This is a genomic window from Caballeronia terrestris, assembly GCF_001544515.1.
In the GTDB taxonomy this organism is placed as follows: Bacteria; Pseudomonadota; Gammaproteobacteria; order Burkholderiales; family Burkholderiaceae; genus Caballeronia; species Caballeronia terrestris.
On record NZ_FCOL02000011.1, the window covers coordinates 80,152 to 97,675 of the forward strand.

18 protein-coding genes are annotated in these 17,524 nt (G+C 65.1%); 6 read left to right on the forward strand and 12 right to left on the reverse strand.

Translation table 11 applies throughout. The features are described 5' to 3' along the window. Positions 1-3 precede the first annotated feature (3 nt). Positions 4-654 carry an ankyrin repeat domain-containing protein gene (locus AWB67_RS12080; RefSeq protein WP_087656475.1) on the forward strand — a complete coding sequence of 217 codons (651 nt, stop codon included), beginning with the start codon at positions 4-6 and terminating at the stop codon, positions 652-654. A gap of 3 nt (positions 655-657) precedes the next feature. Here the strand turns inward: AWB67_RS12080 and AWB67_RS12085 are convergent, their stop codons facing one another. The 7 genes from AWB67_RS12085 to AWB67_RS12115 all read right to left on the reverse strand — a co-directional run bounded on the left by AWB67_RS12085 (position 658) and on the right by AWB67_RS12115 (position 8,228). After that, positions 658-1,560, reverse strand: a complete 903-nt coding sequence (locus tag AWB67_RS12085; protein ID WP_087656476.1) for a DMT family transporter — start codon at positions 1,558-1,560, stop codon at positions 658-660. Then, positions 1,557-2,474: a LysR family transcriptional regulator gene (locus tag AWB67_RS12090; RefSeq protein ID WP_087656477.1), complete on the reverse strand. Its 918-nt coding sequence runs from the start codon at positions 2,472-2,474 to the stop codon at positions 1,557-1,559. The genes AWB67_RS12085 and AWB67_RS12090 overlap by 4 nt, the downstream gene beginning before the upstream one ends. Positions 2,475-2,560: 86 nt before the next feature. Next, a complete protein-coding gene (locus tag AWB67_RS12095) occupies positions 2,561-3,853 on the reverse strand; it encodes an NAD(P)/FAD-dependent oxidoreductase (protein ID WP_087656478.1) in 1,293 nt (430 codons plus the stop codon). An 8-nt stretch (positions 3,854-3,861) separates the two neighbouring features. Continuing rightward, positions 3,862-4,713: a 3-hydroxybutyryl-CoA dehydrogenase gene (locus tag AWB67_RS12100; RefSeq protein ID WP_200822214.1), complete on the reverse strand. Its 852-nt coding sequence runs from the start codon at positions 4,711-4,713 to the stop codon at positions 3,862-3,864. Between the two features lie 57 nt (positions 4,714-4,770). After that, positions 4,771-6,561, reverse strand: coding sequence for an acyl-CoA dehydrogenase (locus tag AWB67_RS12105; RefSeq protein ID WP_087656480.1), 1,791 nt, complete (start codon positions 6,559-6,561; stop codon positions 4,771-4,773). 140 nt (positions 6,562-6,701) lie between these two features. Next, positions 6,702-7,700 (reverse strand): AraC family transcriptional regulator, encoded by a 999-nt coding sequence (locus AWB67_RS12110; RefSeq protein ID WP_087656481.1) that lies wholly within the window; start codon positions 7,698-7,700, stop codon positions 6,702-6,704. A gap of 57 nt (positions 7,701-7,757) precedes the next feature. Beyond that, positions 7,758-8,228 carry a 2,4'-dihydroxyacetophenone dioxygenase family protein gene (locus tag AWB67_RS12115; protein ID WP_087656482.1) on the reverse strand — a complete coding sequence of 157 codons (471 nt, stop codon included), beginning with the start codon at positions 8,226-8,228 and terminating at the stop codon, positions 7,758-7,760. 104 nt (positions 8,229-8,332) lie between these two features. On the opposite strand from AWB67_RS12115, the gene AWB67_RS12120 reads away from it, so the two are divergent. From AWB67_RS12120 to AWB67_RS12135, 4 genes are read left to right on the forward strand one after another with little or no spacing between them, the layout of a single operon-like run. After that, positions 8,333-9,259: an ABC transporter ATP-binding protein gene (locus AWB67_RS12120; protein WP_087656483.1), complete on the forward strand. Its 927-nt coding sequence runs from the start codon at positions 8,333-8,335 to the stop codon at positions 9,257-9,259. Continuing rightward, positions 9,256-10,017, forward strand: coding sequence for an ABC transporter permease (locus AWB67_RS12125; RefSeq protein WP_087656484.1), 762 nt, complete (start codon positions 9,256-9,258; stop codon positions 10,015-10,017). The genes AWB67_RS12120 and AWB67_RS12125 overlap by 4 nt, the downstream gene beginning before the upstream one ends. Before the next feature lie 56 nt (positions 10,018-10,073). Further along, positions 10,074-10,580 (forward strand): peptide-methionine (R)-S-oxide reductase MsrB, encoded by a 507-nt coding sequence (msrB, locus tag AWB67_RS12130; RefSeq protein WP_087656562.1) that lies wholly within the window; start codon positions 10,074-10,076, stop codon positions 10,578-10,580. 23 nt (positions 10,581-10,603) lie between these two features. Further along, on the forward strand, positions 10,604-11,185 hold the full coding sequence (locus AWB67_RS12135; protein ID WP_087656485.1) for a hydrolase: 582 nt from the start codon (positions 10,604-10,606) through the stop codon (positions 11,183-11,185). Between the two features lies 1 nt (position 11,186). Here the strand turns inward: AWB67_RS12135 and AWB67_RS12140 are convergent, their stop codons facing one another. The 4 genes from AWB67_RS12140 to AWB67_RS12155 all read right to left on the reverse strand — a co-directional run bounded on the left by AWB67_RS12140 (position 11,187) and on the right by AWB67_RS12155 (position 15,201). Further along, a complete protein-coding gene (locus AWB67_RS12140; protein ID WP_087656486.1) occupies positions 11,187-12,515 on the reverse strand; it encodes an MFS transporter in 1,329 nt (442 codons plus the stop codon). Positions 12,516-12,722: 207 nt separating this feature from the next. Beyond that, positions 12,723-13,655, reverse strand: a complete 933-nt coding sequence (kce, locus tag AWB67_RS12145; RefSeq protein ID WP_087656487.1) for a 3,5-dioxohexanoate:acetyl-CoA acetone transferase — start codon at positions 13,653-13,655, stop codon at positions 12,723-12,725. A gap of 24 nt (positions 13,656-13,679) precedes the next feature. Further along, complete coding sequence (locus AWB67_RS12150) at positions 13,680-14,471, reverse strand: SDR family oxidoreductase (RefSeq protein ID WP_087656563.1); 792 nt, start codon at positions 14,469-14,471, stop codon at positions 13,680-13,682. Positions 14,472-14,502: 31 nt separating this feature from the next. After that, positions 14,503-15,201, reverse strand: coding sequence for a GntR family transcriptional regulator (locus AWB67_RS12155; protein ID WP_087656488.1), 699 nt, complete (start codon positions 15,199-15,201; stop codon positions 14,503-14,505). A gap of 382 nt (positions 15,202-15,583) precedes the next feature. Between AWB67_RS12155 and AWB67_RS12165 the strand changes: the two genes are divergently transcribed. Then, complete coding sequence (locus AWB67_RS12165; protein WP_087656490.1) at positions 15,584-16,057, forward strand: hypothetical protein; 474 nt, start codon at positions 15,584-15,586, stop codon at positions 16,055-16,057. Positions 16,058-16,320: 263 nt separating this feature from the next. Here the strand turns inward: AWB67_RS12165 and AWB67_RS12170 are convergent, their stop codons facing one another. Continuing rightward, complete coding sequence (locus AWB67_RS12170; RefSeq protein WP_087656491.1) at positions 16,321-17,484, reverse strand: metallophosphoesterase; 1,164 nt, start codon at positions 17,482-17,484, stop codon at positions 16,321-16,323. Positions 17,485-17,524: the final 40 nt, after the last annotated feature.

Here is a 17,524-nt window from a genome sequence, read left to right on the forward strand (position 1 = left end):
GACATGACGATCAGGCGCATCGGATGTGCGGCGGCGTTCGCGCTGCTGGCCGCGAGCGGCGCATCGGCGGCGCAGGATGCCTTCGGCGTGAACGCGCAACTGCTCGACGCCGTGCGCGCGAGCGATCAGGCGGGCGTCACGCGGGCGCTCGAACAGGGCGCGGCGATCGATTCGCGCAACCGCATCGGCGACACGGCGCTCATCAGCGCGTGCAAGAAGGGCATGACGCCGATGGCGCGCATGCTGATCGAGCGCGGCGCGAACGTGAGCCAGGCCGACGTGCAGGGCGTCACGCCGCTGATGGCCGCCGCGTTCGACGGCAACGAGGAAATCGTCGCGCTCCTGCTCGCGCATCACGCCGACGCGAACGCCGCCGACCGCATCGGCAAGACGGCGATCGAATATGCGTCGGGGAAAGGGCGCACGGCCGTGGTGCGGCAACTGCTCGACGCGGGCATCGAGGTGAACGCGGCCTATCGCAATCACCTCACTGCGCTGATGTGGGCCGCCGGCTACGACCAGACGCAGACCGTGTCGCTCTTGCTCGAACGCGGCGCGAACCGCGACCTGCGCGACGATCGCGGGCTGACGGCGAAGGACATCGCCGAGCAGACCGGCTCGACGCACGCCGCGTTATTGCTCTCCGGCCACTGAAACCTACCGGCGCGCGCCCGAACCGCTGCGCATCACCAGCAGGATGCCGATCGCCGCGAGCGCCATGCCGGCCCAGGCGAGCGGCGGAATCGGCTCGCCGAGCAGGAGGAACGCGATCACCGCCGTCGACGGCGGCACGAGGAAGAACAGCGCCGACACGCGCGACGCTTCGCCGTAGCGGATCATCGCGAGATAGAGCGAGATCGCAACAATCGAATTCGCCAGCACGAGATAGGCGAGCGAGGCGAAGAGGCCGCCGCTCCAGACGATGTGCATCGGTTCGAGCAGCACGGCGAGCGGCGCCGAGACCGCGAGGCCGACCGCGTACTGCACGAGATTGGCCGTTACCGGATGCCCGGCCTCGCCGAAGCGCTTTTCATAGAGCGTGCCCGCGGTCATCGAAAGGAGCGCGAGCACCGCGAACAGGATGCCGATTGGCGCGCCCGGATGTACCGTCGAGCGGGCGAGGATGACGATCCCCGCGCCCGCCACGCCGAGCGCGAGACCCGCCCAGCGCACCGCATCGACGCGCTCTCCGGCGATCGCCGGCGCGAGCAGGCCGATCAGAATCGGCTGCTGCGACGTGATCAGCGCGACTTCCGCAGGCGTGCTGCCCGCCTTCAAACTCAGGTAAGTGAACGCGAAATACCCCGCCTGGATCAGCAGGCCGACCATCGCGAGATGGAGCCAGCCGGCGCGGCTCGCGGGCAGCGGCGGACGGATCGCGACGAACGGCACGGTCAGAATCGCGACGACGCAGGCGTAGCGGAGCGCGAGGAACGTCAGCGGATCGGCGTAGGCGAGGCCGAGCTTCAGGAAGACGAATCCGCTCGACCACAGCAGCAGGAAGAGAGCTGGCGCGATTTTCAGCCAGGGCGGGGCGGTGGTGGTGGGTTTCTCACTCATGGCGTGACGGCAAGCCCTTCGACCAGCAGCCTGGCCAGCCGCGGCTCCCGGAACTGTTCGAGCCACCATTGCAGCGCGCGGCCTTCGTGGTCGCCGCGCCACGCGACATACAGCGTGTTCGGTTCGCGCGGATCGGCGGTCGGTTTCTCGATCAGCTCGCCGCTTTTCATGAGCGATGCAACCCGATGCCGCGGCAGCCAGCCGATCCCCAGCCCTTGCCGCTGCGCAAGTACCTTGGCCCGCATGTTCGGCACGGCGAGCGCGGCCTGTCCGCCGAGCAGCCCATACGCGCGCCCCGCCGACATCCGCGACGAATCTGCCACCACGACCGCCCGGTGCGCGAGGATCAGCTCGCGCCTGAGCGGACCGTCGACGGATGCGAGCGGATGGCGCGGCGACACCGCGAACACCCACTCCATCACGCCGAGTTCGAACCAGCGCAGGCCGGGGATCGCGGGCGGTTCGTTGGTCGCGCCGACGATCAGGTCTGCGCGGCCGTCGCGCAAGGCTTCCCAGGTGCCGCTCAGCACCTCGTGCGTGAAGCGCAGCGTGACGCCGGAATCGAGCGCATCGAAGGCGCGGATTACGGGCAGGAGCGTATCGAATTCGAGGATTTCATCGGAGACGATCCACAGCCGGTCTTCCCAGCCGCTTGCGATCTGGCGCACGCGCTGGGTCATCCGCGAGACGTCGAGCATCAGGCGCGCCGCTTCCTCCGCGAGCAGATGCCCTGCGGGCGTCAGTTGCAGCCGATAGCGGCGGCGGTCGAACAGAAGGGCGTCGAAGCGGGTTTCGAGCTGGCGGGCGGCGTGCGAGACCGTCGATGGCGCTTTGCCCAGGCGTGCGGCGGCGCGCGAGAGACTGCCGGTTTCGCGGATCGCATCGAGTAGGGCCAGTTCTTCCTCGGACAACATGTTCGACTCCATCGAACGGGTTTACCGGGGGAATCCTACGGCCAAACGTGAGCGCGCGTCCATAACGGCGAGGAGGGCTGCGTCGCCTACAAAATTCCTTCGATGAATTCGCTGTAGCGGTCCTTCAGTTGCGCCCGCGAATAGCTCAACTGCGCCGCGAGCAGCCCGGCCGGTTTGAACGCCGACGCCAGCCCGAAGCGGCTGAACTGCTTCCAGCCGTCGCCGCCTTCCGCGATGGCCGATGCGATGGTCTCGCCAGCGAGCGTCGTCGGTGCGACGCCGTGGCCGCCGAAGCCCTGCGCGAACCACAGGTTCGGCTCGCTTTGCCCGATCTGCGGCATCTGATGGCGCGCGTAGCTCATGAGCCCCGACCACGCGTAATCGACGCGAATGCCCGTCAGCGACGGGAACACCTTCAGCAGATCCTTCGTCAGCAGCGCTTTCACCTGCGCGGGCGAGCGGTCGAGCACCGAAATCCGCCCGCCCCAGAGAATGCGTGTATCGGCGAGCGGCCGGTAATAGTCGAAGGCGAAGCGCGTGTCGTAGATCGCGGCGCGCGTACCGAAGCAATCGGCGAGACGCGCGCCGAGCGGCTCCGTCACGAGGATGTAGGTGGCGACAGGCAGGATGCTCGCGTCGATCTCGCGTCGCAGGCCAGCCAGATAACCGCCGCACGACAGCACGACGTGCTCGGCGTGCACGCTGCCGGCGGCGGTCGTGACGATCCACCCGGCGCCTTCGCGCGTGAGCGATGTAACCGGCGACGCCTCATGCAGCCGTACGCCCCGCGCTTCGGCGACACGCGCGATGCCACGCAGATAGTCGAGCGGATGAAAATGCAGCGCGTTGGGCTCGAAAAGCCCCGAGTGATAGCGCTCGCTATGGATGCGCTCGCGCATGCGGGCGCGGTCGAGGTAGTCCCACTCGATGCCGAACGCGTCCTTCAGGACGCGCTGGCGGCGCAGCATCGCGGCATCGTTGCGGAACCAGTTCGCGAGGATGACGCCGCTGTCCTCCACGCTGCATTCGATCGCGTGACGCGAGATCCGCTCGCGGATCAGTTCCACCGACGCGACCGTCCCCGCGTACAACGCCCGCGCCTTGTCGGCGCCGAGTTCGGCGAGCAACGTCTCCTCGCCGAGTGAGAAGCCGCCGAACACGAAGCCCCCGTTCCTGCCCGACGCCCCGCGTCCGATGTAATGCGACTCCAGCAGTACGACGTCCTGCACGCCACGTTCCGCGAGCCCGAGCGCCGTGTTGACGCCCGCAAACCCGCCGCCGACGATGCACACCTTCGCATCGACACGGCCCGCGAGCGGTTTATAGATGGCCTTATCGCGGACGGTGGCGTGGTAGTAGTTGTGATCTTCGACGATCATGCGGCCGTTCAGTCGTACCGGTACACGCCGCGCTTGGTCTTGCGCCCGAGATGCCCCGCCGCGACGAGTTCGCGCAACAGCGGACACGCGCGATATTTCGAATCGCCGAAGTCCTTCAGGAACACGTCCATCACCGAGAGGCACACGTCCAGCCCGACCAGATCGGCCAGCGCGAGCGGCCCGATCGGATGATTCGCGCCGAGCTTCATGCCTTCATCGATTTCCTCGGCCGTCGCGACGCCTTCCTGCAGCACGAAGAACGCCTCGTTGATCATCGGCACGAGAATGCGGTTGACGACGAAGCCCGGCGAATTCTTCACGCCGATCGGCGATTTGCCGAGCTTTTCGGTCAGTTCGCGCACGCTGGTCGCGGTGTCGTCGCTCGTCTGCACGCCGCGAATCACTTCGACGAGCGGCAACAGCGGCACCGGGTTGAAGAAGTGCATGCCGATGAAGCGCTCGGACTTGTCGAGCGTGGCGCCAAGCGCGGTGATCGAAATCGACGATGTGTTCGACGCGATGATCGCCTCGGCCCGCACGACGGCTTCGATCTGCTTCAGGATGCGGATCTTGAGGTCGGCGTTCTCGGTCGCCGCTTCGATCACGATGTCGGCGGCGGCCAGGCGCTGGTAATCCGTCGACGTTTCGATGCGTGCGAGCGCGGCGTCGCGCGTGGCGGCGTCGAGCTTGTCCTTCGAGACGAGGCGCGCGAGGCTGCCGGTGAGCGTCGCGACGCCCTTTGCGAGCGCGGCATCGGTGACGTCGATCATGATGGTCTTGAGGCCCGCGACCGCCGCGATCTGCGCGATGCCGTTGCCCATCGTTCCTGCTCCGACGATGCCGACGGTTTCGATCTTCATTTGCATTGCTCCTGTCTGCCGGGTTGGATTCGGTCAGTCATTGTAACCAGCGCAAATTCAGAACTGGTCGATGTCCAGCGCGAGGACGCTCCGGTTGCCCTTCGCGCTGACGATCGACGCCTCCAGCGCGGCGGCCTGCGGCAGGATGTGATCGGCGAAGAAGTGCGCGGTGGCGATCTTCGCGTCGTAAAACGACGGATCGGCGGCGTGCTTTTGCGTCGCTGCGATCATGGCGCGCGCCATCTGCCAGCCCGACAGCACGATCCCCGCGAGCTTCAGGTACGCGACGCTGCCCGCGAACACGGCGTTCGGATCGCTCTTCGTGTTCTGCAGCACGAAATCGACGACGTTCGCGAGCGCGACGCGGCCCGCTTGCAGACGGCTGTGCATTGCATCGAAGGCGGCGCCGTCGTGCTGCTGGAGAGCGGCGAGCGTCGCATCGATTTGCGCAAGGATGGCGCGGGCCGCCGCGCCGCCGTCGCGCACGGTCTTGCGGCCGATCAGGTCGTTGGCCTGGATCGCGGTCGTGCCTTCGTAGATCGTCAGGATGCGTGCATCGCGATAGTGCTGCGCCGCACCCGTTTCCTCGATGAAGCCCATGCCGCCGTGCACCTGCACGCCGAGGCTCGCGACATCGATCGACATCTCCGTGCTCCAGCCTTTCACGACCGGCACGAGGTATTCGTAAATCGCGGCGTGGTCGGCGCGCTTGGCGGTATCGTCGGAATGATGGGCGATGTCCGAATGCGCGGCGGCGACGTAGGCGAGGGCGCGCGCGCCTTCGGTCAGCGCACGCATCGTCATGAGCATGCGGCGCACGTCCGGGTGATGGATGATCGCGACCGACTGCTTCGCGGAGCCATCGACGGGGCGGCTTTGCACGCGCTCCTTCGCATACGCGGCGGCGAGTTGATACGCGCGCTCCGCCACTGCGATGCCCTGCACGCCAACCGCGAAACGCGCCGCGTTCATCATGATGAACATGTATTCGAGGCCGCGATTCTCCTCGCCGATCAGGTATCCGATCGCGCCGCCGTGATCGCCGAATTGCAGGACGGCGGTCGGGCTCGCCTTGATGCCGAGCTTGTGTTCGATCGAGACGCAATGCACGTCGTTGCGCGCGCCGGGCGAACCGTCTTCGTTCACCATGAATTTCGGCACGAGGAAGAGCGAGATGCCCTTGACGCCTTCGGGCGCATCCGGCGTGCGCGCCAGCACGAGATGGACGATGTTCTCCGCCATGTCGTGCTCGCCGTACGTGATGAAGATCTTCGTGCCGAACACCTTGTACGTGCCGTCGCCTTGCGGCTCGGCGCGGGTGCGCACGAGCGCGAGATCGGAGCCGGCTTGCGGCTCGGTGAGGTTCATCGTGCCGGTCCATTTGCCTTCGATGAGTTTCGGCAGATAGCGCGCTTTCAGGTCGTCGGAACCGGCGGTCAGGAGCGCTTCGATGGCGCCGTCGGTCAGCAACGGACAGAGCGCGAAGGACATGTTCGCGCTGTTCAGCATTTCGATGCACGGCGTGGCGATGAGTTTCGGCAGCGCCTGTCCGCCGAACTCGGACGGATGCATCACGCCTTGCCAGCCGCCTTCGCCGAACTGGCGGAACGCGTCCTTGAAGCCGGCGGACGTCGTGACAACGCCCTCGTGCCATGCGCTCGGATGTTTGTCGCCTTTGATATTCAGTGGCGCCAGAACCTCGCCGTTGAACTTCGCGGCTTCGTCGAGCACGGCTTGCGCGGTTTCGAGCGTGGCGTCCTCGAAGCCCGGCAACGTGGCGACGTTGGCGATGTTGGCGAGTTCGTCGATCACGAACAACATGTCTTTCAGCGGGGCGGTGTAGGTCATCTTTGTCTGTCTCCGTATGGGGTCCGCGCTTCACTGCGCGCGGTGCAATGCGAATAACCGATCGTAGCGCCTTACCTCGCTATCGCACGTATCCGAATCTGCCCTTTGATTGACAAATCAGGCCGCTTTCGTGCAAACCCTCAGATGGTCTTCCGGTACGCATTCGGCGTGCTTCCCGTCCAGTGTCGGAACGCCCGGTGAAACGCCGTTGGGTTATCGAACCCCACGTCATACGCGATCTCCGCGATCGCGTCGCCCGAGCGCGTGAGCCGATGAATCGCGATATCGCGCCGCACTTCGTCCTTGATCGCCTGAAACGTGGTGCCTTCGGCCGCAAGCCGCCTGCACAGCGTGCGCACGGAGTGGTGCAGGTCCTGCGCGACGGCATCGACGGTCGGCGTCCCCGGCAGCCGCTCGGCCATGTATTGCCGCACGCGATGTGAGGTCATCTGCTCGGCGAACGAGACGAAGATCCAGTCCTCCGGCGCACGCGCGAGAAACTTCTTCAGGTCGGGCTTGCGCTGGCGGATCGGCATGTCGAGATAAGCGGCATCGAAACGAATACCCGTCGTCTCGCAGCCGAAACGCACGGGGCCGGGAAAGAGATCGGCGTGATCGCCCGCTTGCGGCGGACGCGCGAAATCGAAATCGACTTCCGCGAGCGGAATCTTCTGTCCGATAAGCCACGACGCCACGCCGTGCACGAGCTTGAGCATCAGGACGCACCCCAGCTTGCTGACCTTCGGCCCATCCGGATTCGCGATCATTTCGACGTAGCCGAGCGCGCCGTCGCGTTGGGACTGCAGGCGAAAGTCGTCGAGGATCAGATGGAAGAACTGCCCGAATCGATGCAACGCGATCTCCAACTTCGATGCGTCGAGCAGGCTCAGGCACAGATATTTCAGCGTGCCGTTGCGCAGCGGCCGGCTGAAGATGCCGGGCATTTCGTCATCGAGTTCCATCGCGAGCAGGCGATAGAGCGTCGAGAACTGTTCCTGCGTCACGCGCGCGGCCGGCTCGCGCAGCAACTCGTGCGGGATGCCCGAGCGCTCGGCGAGCCGCGCGATGGCTCGACGGTCGGCGCCCGACAGAAAGCCGTTGACGACCGAGATGGGAACGGTGGCGGAAAGCGGGTTCAAGAGGTTTTTAGCGAGCCGGGAGCGTGGCCTATTTTGTCATACGCCCGTATTGATGGCTCAACGAAACGCCGTCAGATCGCGCGGCTCGATGCCGTTCGCCGCGCAATAGGCCGCGTAGCGGTCCCAGCCGCTGCGCCAGTTCTCGATCGCGATCACCTGTTGCCGCTCGTTCATGAACAGCAGTTCGCCCTGGATGATGTTGAGCGTCACGATATCCTCGTCGCCGGGAAGCGCCTGCGGCGTGTGGCTCGATCCTGCCACCTCGTACACGATGCTGCCCTTGTCGGCGATCCAGTCGTGCTCGCGATATTTCCACCGCCCCTGCACCGTGTAGACGATCACCGTGCCGGTGTGATGATGGATCGGCATCTCGCCGCTGGCGGGCGCCTTCAGCAGCGCGATGACTTCGCCGCGGATCGGGTCGAGCTTGAAATACTTGACGAACACCTTGTCGCTGTACGGCGTGAACGGCACCCACGGGACGTCCGCATCGTTGATGCAGGCGGTTTCGATTTGTTCGAACAGCATGGCTCTCGCTCCTCGTTGAATGCATCGGCTGTTGCACCGCGTCATTGTGACAGGCGGCCCGGCCGGTCGAGCCGATTTCGACGGTATCTGATATTGTCCACGCCATGCAAACAATCATCACCGTATCGAAGCTCGGCAAGACGTACGCGTCTGGCTTTCAGGCGCTGAAGGGCATCGACCTCGAGATCAGGCGCGGCGAAATCTTCGCGCTGCTCGGCCCGAACGGCGCGGGCAAGACGACGCTCATCAGCACGATCTGCGGCATCGTCAATCCGAGCGAGGGAAGCGTCGTCGTCGACGGCCACGACATCCTGACCGACTACCGCGCCGCCCGCGCGATGATCGGCCTCGTGCCGCAGGAACTCACCACCGACGCCTTTGAAACCGTCTGGGCTACCGTCTCGTTCAGCCGCGGCCTCTTCGGCAAGCCGCCGAATCCGGCGCATATCGAAAAGGTGCTCAAGTCGCTCTCGCTCTGGGGCAAGAAGGACAACAAGATCATCACGCTCTCGGGCGGCATGAAGCGGCGCGTGCTGATCGCGAAGGCGCTCTCGCACGAACCCGACATCCTCTTTCTCGACGAGCCCACCGCCGGCGTCGACGTCGAACTGCGGCGCGACATGTGGCAGCTCGTGCGCTCGCTGCAGGCAAGCGGCGTGACGATCATCCTGACCACGCATTACATCGAGGAAGCGGAAGAGATGGCGGATCGCATCGGCGTGATCAACGGCGGCGAGATCATCCTGGTCGAAGAGAAGGCGGAACTGATGCGCAAGCTCGGGCAGAAGAAACTCACGCTGCAACTCGATCACGCGCTCGACCACGTGCCCGCCGCGCTCGAACGCTACGGCATGGAGCTATCCACTGACAGGACCGAGCTGATCTACACCTACGACGCCCACGATGAACCGGGCCGCATCATCGCGCTGTTGCGCCATATCGATGAAGCCGGCGTCAAGTTCAAGGATCTTCAGACGACGCAAAGCTCGCTCGAAGACATTTTCGTGAGTCTGGTCAGGGAGACCGCATGAACCTCCACGCAGTGCGCGCGATCTACCGCTTCGAAATGGCACGCACGGCGCGCACGCTGATGCAGAGCATCGTGTCGCCGGTGATTTCGACGTCGCTTTATTTCGTCGTGTTCGGTGCCGCGATCGGCTCGCGCATTCCGGAAGTCGAAGGCATCAGCTACGGCGCGTTCATCGTGCCGGGGCTCGTGATGCTGTCGCTCCTGACCCAGAGCATTTCGAACGCATCGTTCGGCATCTACTTTCCGAAATTCACCGGGACCATCTACGAACTGCTCTCCGCGCCGATCTCCCATCTGGAGATCGTCGTGAGCTACGTCGGGGCGGCGGCGACGAAATCGGTCGTGCTTGGCCTCATCATTCTCGTGACCGCGCGGCTTTTCGTGCCGCTTCGCATCGATCATCCGGTCTGGATGATCGTGTTTTTGTTGCTCACGTCGGTGACGTTCAGCCTGCTCGGGTTCATCATCGGCATCTGGGCGGACGGCTTCGAGAAGCTGCAGGTGATCCCGCTTCTGATCGTCACGCCGCTGACGTTCCTCGGCGGCAGCTTCTACTCGATCAACATCCTGCCGCCGTTCTGGAAGGCGGTTGCGCTGTTCAACCCGGTTGTGTACCTGATCAGCGGCTTTCGCTGGAGCTTCTACGGACTCGCGGACGTGAGCGTCGGCGTGAGTCTTGCGATGACGCTCGTGTTCCTCGGCGTGTTCACGGGCATCGCCGCGTGGATCTTTCGGACGGGTTATCGGCTCAAAGCATAGTAACCAGGCATCCTGGCGCGTCTAACATGGATTGGCGAATCTTTCGGGTGACCATCATGAAAGGCACCAAACGCAGTTTCCTCGGAGCGCTCGCGGCGACGGTCGCGGGCGGCGCCGGGTCGTGGCGCGCAATGGGATCGGCGTCGGCGCAGACGTCCGCCGCCACGTCATACGAAATCACCCGCAGCGAATCCGCGTGGCGCAAGCTGCTGACGCCCGCGCAATACAAGGTACTGCGCCAGGAAAACACGGAGCGGCCGTTCACGAGCCCGCTCAACGACGAACATCGCGCGGGCGTCTTCGCGTGCGCGGGCTGCGGGCTGGACCTCTTTTCGTCCAAGACGAAGTTCGAGAGCGGCACCGGCTGGCCGAGCTTCTGGCAGCCGCTCGACGGCGCGGTCGCCACGCGCACGGACGCGTCGTTCGGCATGGAGCGCAACGAGGTGCACTGCCGGCGCTGCGGCGGCCACCTCGGCCACGTCTTCGACGACGGCCCGAAACCCACCGGTCTGCGCTACTGCATGAACGGCATCGCGATGACGTTTGCGCCGAAGGCGGTTTGATTCACGGTCACGGGAAGATTCAAATGACTATCGACGATTTCAGGCTCGAAAGCCGTTCCACCGCGCTTGTCCTGATCGACTTGCAGGCGGGCATTGCCGCGTTGCCGGTGCAGCCGTACAGCGCCGCCGACGTCCTCGCCAACGCGCGCACGCTCGCCGACCGTTTCCGCGCACTCGATGCGCTCGTCGTGCTGGTGAAGGTCGCGTTCCCCGGCGCGCCCGGCGGCTTGCGGCCGATCACCGATGCCGGCCAGGCGCCGCCCGCCGCCGAACCCGCCGGCTGGACGGACCTGTGTCCGGAGATCGGCGCGCAGGCGTCGGATGTCGTGATCACGAAGCGGCAGTGGGGCGCGTTCTACGGCACCGAACTCGATCTTCAGTTACGCCGGCGCGGCATCGAGACGATCGTGCTCGGCGGCATCGCGACGCATGTCGGTGTCGAATCGACGGCGCGCGCGGCCTTCGAGCACGGCTATCAGCAGATTTTTGTCGAGGACGCGATGAGCGACCTCCACGCCGATACGCACGAATCCACCTTTCGCTACGTGTTTCCGCGCGTCGGGCGCATTCGCTCGACGGAGCAGGTGATCGCGGCGCTGGTTTAAGTCAGACCGCTTCGCGCGCCGCCGCCGTTCCCACCGTCGTCTGACGGTCTTCCGCGCCGTGCCTCAGGCGCAGGCTGCACACCGCGGCGATGACCAACGCGACAGCCAGCGCCACGAGCCCGTTCATCGCGCGTCCGGTCGATTGCTCGATCAGGCCCATGACGGTCGGTCCGACGAATCCGCCGAGCAGCCCGCACGAGTTGACGAGCCCGAGGCCGCCCGCGAGCGCGCTGCCGGACAATCGCGACGACGGAAACGTGAAGATGATCGACTGCACGACGAAGAACATCGACGCCGACAGGCAGACGCCGAGCAGGCCGATCGCGGGCGTCGAATAAGCGGCGATCAGGAGACCCGACGCCATCACCACCAATCCGCCGACGAGAATCCGGCGGCTTCGCACAGAATCGCTCGCGAAGCGCGGCAGCGTCGCGGCTCCCACTGCGGCAGCGAGCCAGGGCGTCGCGCTCAAAAGCCCGATCGTGAACGGCGAAAAATGCCCCGACTTCCCGATGATCCCGGGCAAAAAGAAGATCGTCGTGTAGATCGTCAACTGGTGACAGAAATACACGAAGATCGCGAGCCAGACCTGACGGTCGCGCAAGCACGTACGGAACGAATGCGCGGAACGGCCGCCGCTGCGGCTATCCTGCTCGGCGGCGAGACGCTTTTCCAGCGCTTCGGCTTCGGCGCGCGGGAGCCACGACGCCGTCGTCGGACAATCCGGAAGCACCTTCCAGACGACATAAGCAAGTACCACCGCCGGCAGCCCTTCGATTGCGAACAGCCACTGCCAGCCGTGAAAGCCGAGCGCGCCGTCGAGTTCGAGCAGCGCGCCGCCAAGCGGCCCGCCGACGATATTCGCGATACACACGCCGAGCAGGAAATAGCCCGTCGCCCGGGCGCGTTCCTCACGGCCGAACCAGTACGTCAGGTACAGCATCACGCCCGGAAACAGCCCCGCTTCAGCCGCGCCGAGCAGAAGCCGCATCACGTAGAACGACGTCTCACCGCGCACGAACGCCATGCCGATCGAGAGCAGCCCCCACGTAATCATGATCCGCGTGATCCAGAAGCGCGCACCGACCTTGTGCATCACGAGGTTGCTCGGGATTTCGAACAGCGCGTAGGTCAGGAAGAACAGGCCGGCGCCGAGCCCGTAAGCGGCCGAAGACATGCCGAGGTCGATACCCATCGATGCCTTCGCGAGCGCGATGTTCGTGCGGTCGAGAAAGCTGATCACGTAGACGATCACGAGAAGCGGCATCAGCTTCCTGATCAATAGCTTGTTCAGCGACGATTGCTGTGTTGGCGCGTTGTGCGTTGACATGGTTACTCCAGAAGGTGCGCGGCGGCGGGGCGGCCGCGCGGAGCCGAAACGGTTAGGCGAGGGCCGGCAGCCGGCCGGCGACGGCGGGCCGCAGCCCGTTTGCGCGTTTCATCGACGCGAGTGGCCGGTGCGCTTGCTGTTTGTTGCGGTTTTCATGTCGGTTGTCTCCGGATTTTTTAATGATTTGAGATAAATGCGGGTGCGGAATCAGAACGCGACGTTGTCGCCGCCTTTCAACGCAAGCATCGCGCGGGCTTCCTGCGGCGTCGCCACTTCCAGCGACAGCCCTTCGATCACCTGGCGGATCTTGCGTACTTGCGCCGCGCTCGATTCGGCGAGCTTGCCCGGCGCGATCCACAGCGAATCTTCGAGCCCGACGCGCACGTTCGACCCTTGCGCCACGCCGAGCGTCGCCAGCGGAATCTGGTTGCGCCCGGCGCCGAGGATCGACCAGACGAAGTCGTCGCCGAACAGGCGATCGGCGGTGCGCTTCATATGCGCGAGGTCTTCCGGATGCCCGCCGATGCCGCCGAGCAGCCCGAACACGCTCTGGACGAAGAACGGCGCCTTGGCGAGCCCGCGGTCGACGAAATGCGCGAGGTTATAGAGATGCGAGATGTCGTAGCACTCGAACTCGAAGCGCGTGCCGTTCGCGCCGCACGACGTCAGGATGTATTCGATGTCGGCGAACGTGTTCTTGAAGACGAGGTCGCGGCTGTTCGCGAGATGCTCGCGTTCCCAGTCGTGCTTGAACTCCTTGAAGCGGTCGAGCATCGGATAGAGGCCGAAGTTCATCGATCCCATGTTCAGCGACGCCACTTCCGGCTGGAAATGATGCGCGGGCTTCAGCCGCTCGGCGACCGTCATGTGCGGGCTGCCGCCCGTCGTCAGGTTGATGACGGCGTCGGTTTCGACCTTCACGCGCGGCAGGAAACGCTCGAAGACGGCGGGGTCCTGCGTCGGGCGGCCGTTTTCGGGATCGCGCGCGTGCAGGTGCAGGATCGCGGCGCCTTCCTTGGCGGCGGCGAGCGCGGCGTCTGCGATCTGATCGGGCGTGACCGGCAGATGCGGCGACATCGACGGCGTGTGGATCGCGCCCGTCGGGGCGCAGGTGATGATGACTTTGCGAGTGGTTGCCATGAGATTTTGTCCGTGACCTATGTATCAGAGGGTTTCGACGTTGCCGCAGACCGACAGCGCCTGTCCCGAAATCGCGCTGCCAGCGGGCGAGGCGAGGAACAGCACGCTCGCCGCCACTTCTTCCTGCGTGACCATGCGGCGCAGCGAAATCTTTTCGAGATAACGTGCTTCCATGTCTTCGTAGCTGATGCCGAGCTGCTTCGCGCGCGCGGCGATCACGCCTTCCATGCGCGGTCCCTTCACGATGCCCGGCTGCACGGCGTTCACGCGGATGTTGTCCGGGCCGAGCTCGATCGCGAGGCTCTTGGCCAGCCCGACGACCGCCCATTTGGTCGCCGAATAGGGCGTGCGAAAGCCGTATCCGAGCCGTCCGGCCACCGACGAAATGAACACGATCACGCCGCCGTCCGCCGCGTGGCGCAGCATCGGCACGGCGCGCCGCGTGAACTGAAAATGGCTGTTCAGGTTGATGTCGACGGTTTTTTCCCAGTCGGACGCCTCGATTTCGTCGATGCCACCCGTCGGACCGGCGATGCCCGCGTTGTTGATCAGCACGTCGAGGCCGCCGAGTTCGCGATTGACGTCGTCGAAGACGCGCGCGACGTCGGCTTCGTCGGCGACGTTGGCACGCGTGCCGGTGATGCCGGGCGTCGCGGTGGCGAGGGTGTCGATCGCCTTGCCGTCGATGTCGCAGACGTGCACGCGCGCGCCCGTCGACAGAAACGCCTTCGCGATGGCGAGACCGATGCCCGATGCGCCGCCAGTGATCAGAACGCGCAAGCCAGCGCGCGGCGCGAGAAGTTCGAGTGCTGTCATATCCATGCGTTGTTTCCTCCAGTGATTGTTTTCAGCGCGATGCTGCGGCGACGTTTGCGACGGGCGTGTCGTTATCCCGAAGTCGCTCGCTCAGATCGCCCGCCGCGTCGCCGATGTCCTGCGCGATGCCGGCGCGCGCTTCAACGCCGTCGCGGCGCCAGAGCGCATCGACGATGCGCCGGTGCGCGGCCATCGAGCGCCGCATGTGCGGGATGTCGGGCGCGACCATGTTCAGGAACGGCCCGATCCGCATCCACATGTTCTGGATCGTGGCGAGCGTGATGTCGCTCGCGCCGTGCGTGTAGATGCTCGTGTGGAACGCGAAATTGGCGCGCAGGTAGGCGGCGGCATCTCCTGCTTCTACGTGCGCGCGCATCGAGTCATAGATTTGCTGGACGGCGGCGAGGTGCGCATCGGTCATCCGCGAGGCCGCGCGCTCGGCAACGCAGCCCTCCAGCGCGATGCGCACGTCGCGCAGTTCCTCGATCAAGTCGAACGTCATCGGCGGCACCATCAGCGCGCGGCCGGGCCCGTCGACGAGCGCGCCTTCCGCCTGCAAACGCGTGAGCGCGCCGCGCACCGGCATCGTCGACGAGCCGACGGCTTCCGCGACGCCGCGCAGGCTGAGCGCCTGGCCGGGCGCGAAGCGGCCGCTCATGATCGCTTCGCGCAATTGCTGATACACCTTGCCCGCCATCGTCTCGTGCGCGACGACTTCGAGCGCGGGCATGGCGTGCTGGACCGAACGAATTCCCACCGACGACTCCTTTCTCTGCGATGTGTGACCTGTGATCACAGTGGTACGCAGTGTCGTATCCGCAGGTGGCAATGTCAACGTCGACGGCGTAGGGGAAAACACGGAGCACCGGTGAACCGGACGTGGAGTAACTCAACGCGGATTAATCGCTTTTAGATTGAGCTAAAAATGCCCCGCAACAAATTGCCGAATATCAGCGATTAATGCGGTTGTCTCGGAAATAAGGAATAGCGGAAAGAAACTGAATGGGTTGACAAGGGTTATCTCGAAAAACAGACTCGTTTCTCTCGCGATTTTCACCCCGATCGAAATGATCGCTGCGAGAAAATCCCCAAGTCCCAGCCGGAGCAATATCATGAACGTCAAATTCCTTTCGCATATTTCGTCCGTCGCCATTCTTGCCGCCGCCTCGCTCGCCGCGAACGCCGCGCCGGGCGCTGCCACGCTCGATGGCGAAGCGTCGATGCAGGTCTCGGGAACGGTGAAATCGGTCGACGCGGCCAGGCGCATCGTCACGATCGACGACGCACAGGGCGGCACCGCGACGCTTGAAGTCGGCGCGGACGTCCCGAATCTCGACAAGCTGCAAAGCGGCCAGCGCGTGTTCGGCACGACGACTCGCCGCGTCCACCTGACGATGCTTGGTGACGGCGAACAAGCCGCGCGCATCGCGGAAATCGTCAGCGCCGACGAAAAAACCGGCGTCGTGACGCTCAAGGACGCTCAGGGCGCGGAAATGTCCGTGCAGGCCAGCGACGCGGCCAAGGCCTCGGCGATGAAGGCGGGCTCGCGCGTTTCCGTCGATATCGGCGCGCAAGCCGGCGCGTAATTTTCCGACGCGCCTTTCGGATTTGTCGGAGTTTTCCAGTATCGCCGCGGTCCGCGCCTCGGTAACTTCTCGCTTCCGTTGATTGGCAGTTTCCCCGACCGCCAGCGACGGACGTCCGGTGGCCCGAAAGGGCCCTTTGAGGTCCGCCGGACGGCGCGCTTTCCCCGAGCGCGGAACGCGGGATAGAGTTGTATCTCAGCGAAATCCCGTCGTTTTCCCCAGGCCATCCGAAGCAATACGGATGGCCACCTCGCTTTTTCCTCCTATACGCCCGAACCCGCCACCAGACGCAGGCGCGTTATCTCCGATGGCGCTCCGAGCCGCTTTGGCGGTCCCCAATAGCCGGTTCCGCGACTCGTGTAGACCCAGAGTCCGCCGAGCTTGTCGAGACCAGACACGAACGGCTGCTGCAGCCGCACGAAGAAATTCCACGGAAAAAACTGCCCGCCGTGCGTGTGCCCGGAGAGTTGCAGCGTGAAACCGGCGTCCGCTGCGGCCGGCGCGCTGCGCGGCTGGTGCGCGAGCAGGACACGCACGGTGGCATCGGCGGGAGCCCCGCGGAGCGCCGCCGCCGGATCGCTCTTGTGCGACGGGTCGAAGCTGCCCGCGTTGTAATCGGTCACGCCCGCGATGATCGCGCGCGCGCCGTCGTGTTCGACCACGACGTGCTGGTTCATCAGCACCGTCAGGCCGAGCCGACGGAATTCCGCAATCCATTTTTCAGCGCCGGAGTAGTACTCGTGGTTGCCCGTCACGAGAAACGCGCCGTGCCGCGCGCTCAGTTCACCGAGCGGCCGCGTGTGATCGGCGAGATGCGGCACGGCGCCATCGACGACATCGCCCGTTACCGCGATCAAATCTGGCTGGAGCCCGTTGACCGCCGCGACGATCCGCTCCACGTAATGGCGCTTGATGGTCGGCCCGACGTGGATGTCGCTGATCTGCACGATCGTGAAGCCGTTCAGCGCGGCGGGCAGGTTGTCGATCGGCACATCGACGGTGACGACGGGCGCCCGCCGCCGCGCGTTGTAGAACCCGACCGCCGACGACAGCACCGCCAGCGCCGGCACGGCCAGCGCGCTCCAGGCGACGAACCCGGGCGAGCCGACCGGCGCGCCGCGCGCCCAGTCGACCAGGTGGATCACGAGCAGCACCACGTCGCGCGCGAAAGTCAGCACGAGCAGCGATGAGAAAAATCCCATCACGATCAGGCCGATCCAGGCGAGGCGATCGGAGAGCGGCTGCTGTTCGATCGTGCGCGCGGACATGCCGAGCGGAATCAGCAGGATCGATGCGACGAGCACGAGCGCCGCGAGCCAGCGCAGCGGAGCGCCGACGGGCATCGCCGGAATCAGCCGCATGCCGACGTAGAGGTGAAACAGGATGCCGATACCGATGACGCGAAGAAAAAACGCGGAGCGTCGCATAGAGCGCCTGAAGGAGGAAAAGGCGGGCGGCGTGACGCCG

Bases quoted from the DNA above. Each gene is read 5' to 3' on its own strand.
- AWB67_RS12080 (WP_087656475.1), top strand. From the start codon at position 4: ATGACGATCAGGCGCATCGGATGTGCGGCGGCGTTCGCGCTGCTGGCC.
- AWB67_RS12085 (WP_087656476.1), bottom strand. From the start codon at position 1,560: ATGAGTGAGAAACCCACCACCACCGCCCCGCCCTGGCTGAAAATCGCG.
- AWB67_RS12090 (WP_087656477.1), bottom strand. From the start codon at position 2,474: ATGTTGTCCGAGGAAGAACTGGCCCTACTCGATGCGATCCGCGAAACC.
- AWB67_RS12095 (WP_087656478.1), bottom strand. From the start codon at position 3,853: ATGATCGTCGAAGATCACAACTACTACCACGCCACCGTCCGCGATAAG.
- AWB67_RS12100 (WP_200822214.1), bottom strand. From the start codon at position 4,713: ATGAAGATCGAAACCGTCGGCATCGTCGGAGCAGGAACGATGGGCAAC.
- AWB67_RS12105 (WP_087656480.1), bottom strand. From the start codon at position 6,561: ATGACCTACACCGCCCCGCTGAAAGACATGTTGTTCGTGATCGACGAA.
- AWB67_RS12115 (WP_087656482.1), bottom strand. From the start codon at position 8,228: ATGCTGTTCGAACAAATCGAAACCGCCTGCATCAACGATGCGGACGTC.
- AWB67_RS12120 (WP_087656483.1), top strand. From the start codon at position 8,333: ATGCAAACAATCATCACCGTATCGAAGCTCGGCAAGACGTACGCGTCT.
- AWB67_RS12125 (WP_087656484.1), top strand. From the start codon at position 9,256: ATGAACCTCCACGCAGTGCGCGCGATCTACCGCTTCGAAATGGCACGC.
- msrB (WP_087656562.1), top strand. From the start codon at position 10,074: ATGAAAGGCACCAAACGCAGTTTCCTCGGAGCGCTCGCGGCGACGGTC.
- AWB67_RS12135 (WP_087656485.1), top strand. From the start codon at position 10,604: ATGACTATCGACGATTTCAGGCTCGAAAGCCGTTCCACCGCGCTTGTC.
- AWB67_RS12140 (WP_087656486.1), bottom strand. From the start codon at position 12,515: ATGTCAACGCACAACGCGCCAACACAGCAATCGTCGCTGAACAAGCTA.
- kce (WP_087656487.1), bottom strand. From the start codon at position 13,655: ATGGCAACCACTCGCAAAGTCATCATCACCTGCGCCCCGACGGGCGCG.
- AWB67_RS12150 (WP_087656563.1), bottom strand. From the start codon at position 14,471: ATGACAGCACTCGAACTTCTCGCGCCGCGCGCTGGCTTGCGCGTTCTG.
- AWB67_RS12155 (WP_087656488.1), bottom strand. From the start codon at position 15,201: ATGCCCGCGCTCGAAGTCGTCGCGCACGAGACGATGGCGGGCAAGGTG.
- AWB67_RS12165 (WP_087656490.1), top strand. From the start codon at position 15,584: ATGAACGTCAAATTCCTTTCGCATATTTCGTCCGTCGCCATTCTTGCC.
- AWB67_RS12170 (WP_087656491.1), bottom strand. From the start codon at position 17,484: ATGCGACGCTCCGCGTTTTTTCTTCGCGTCATCGGTATCGGCATCCTG.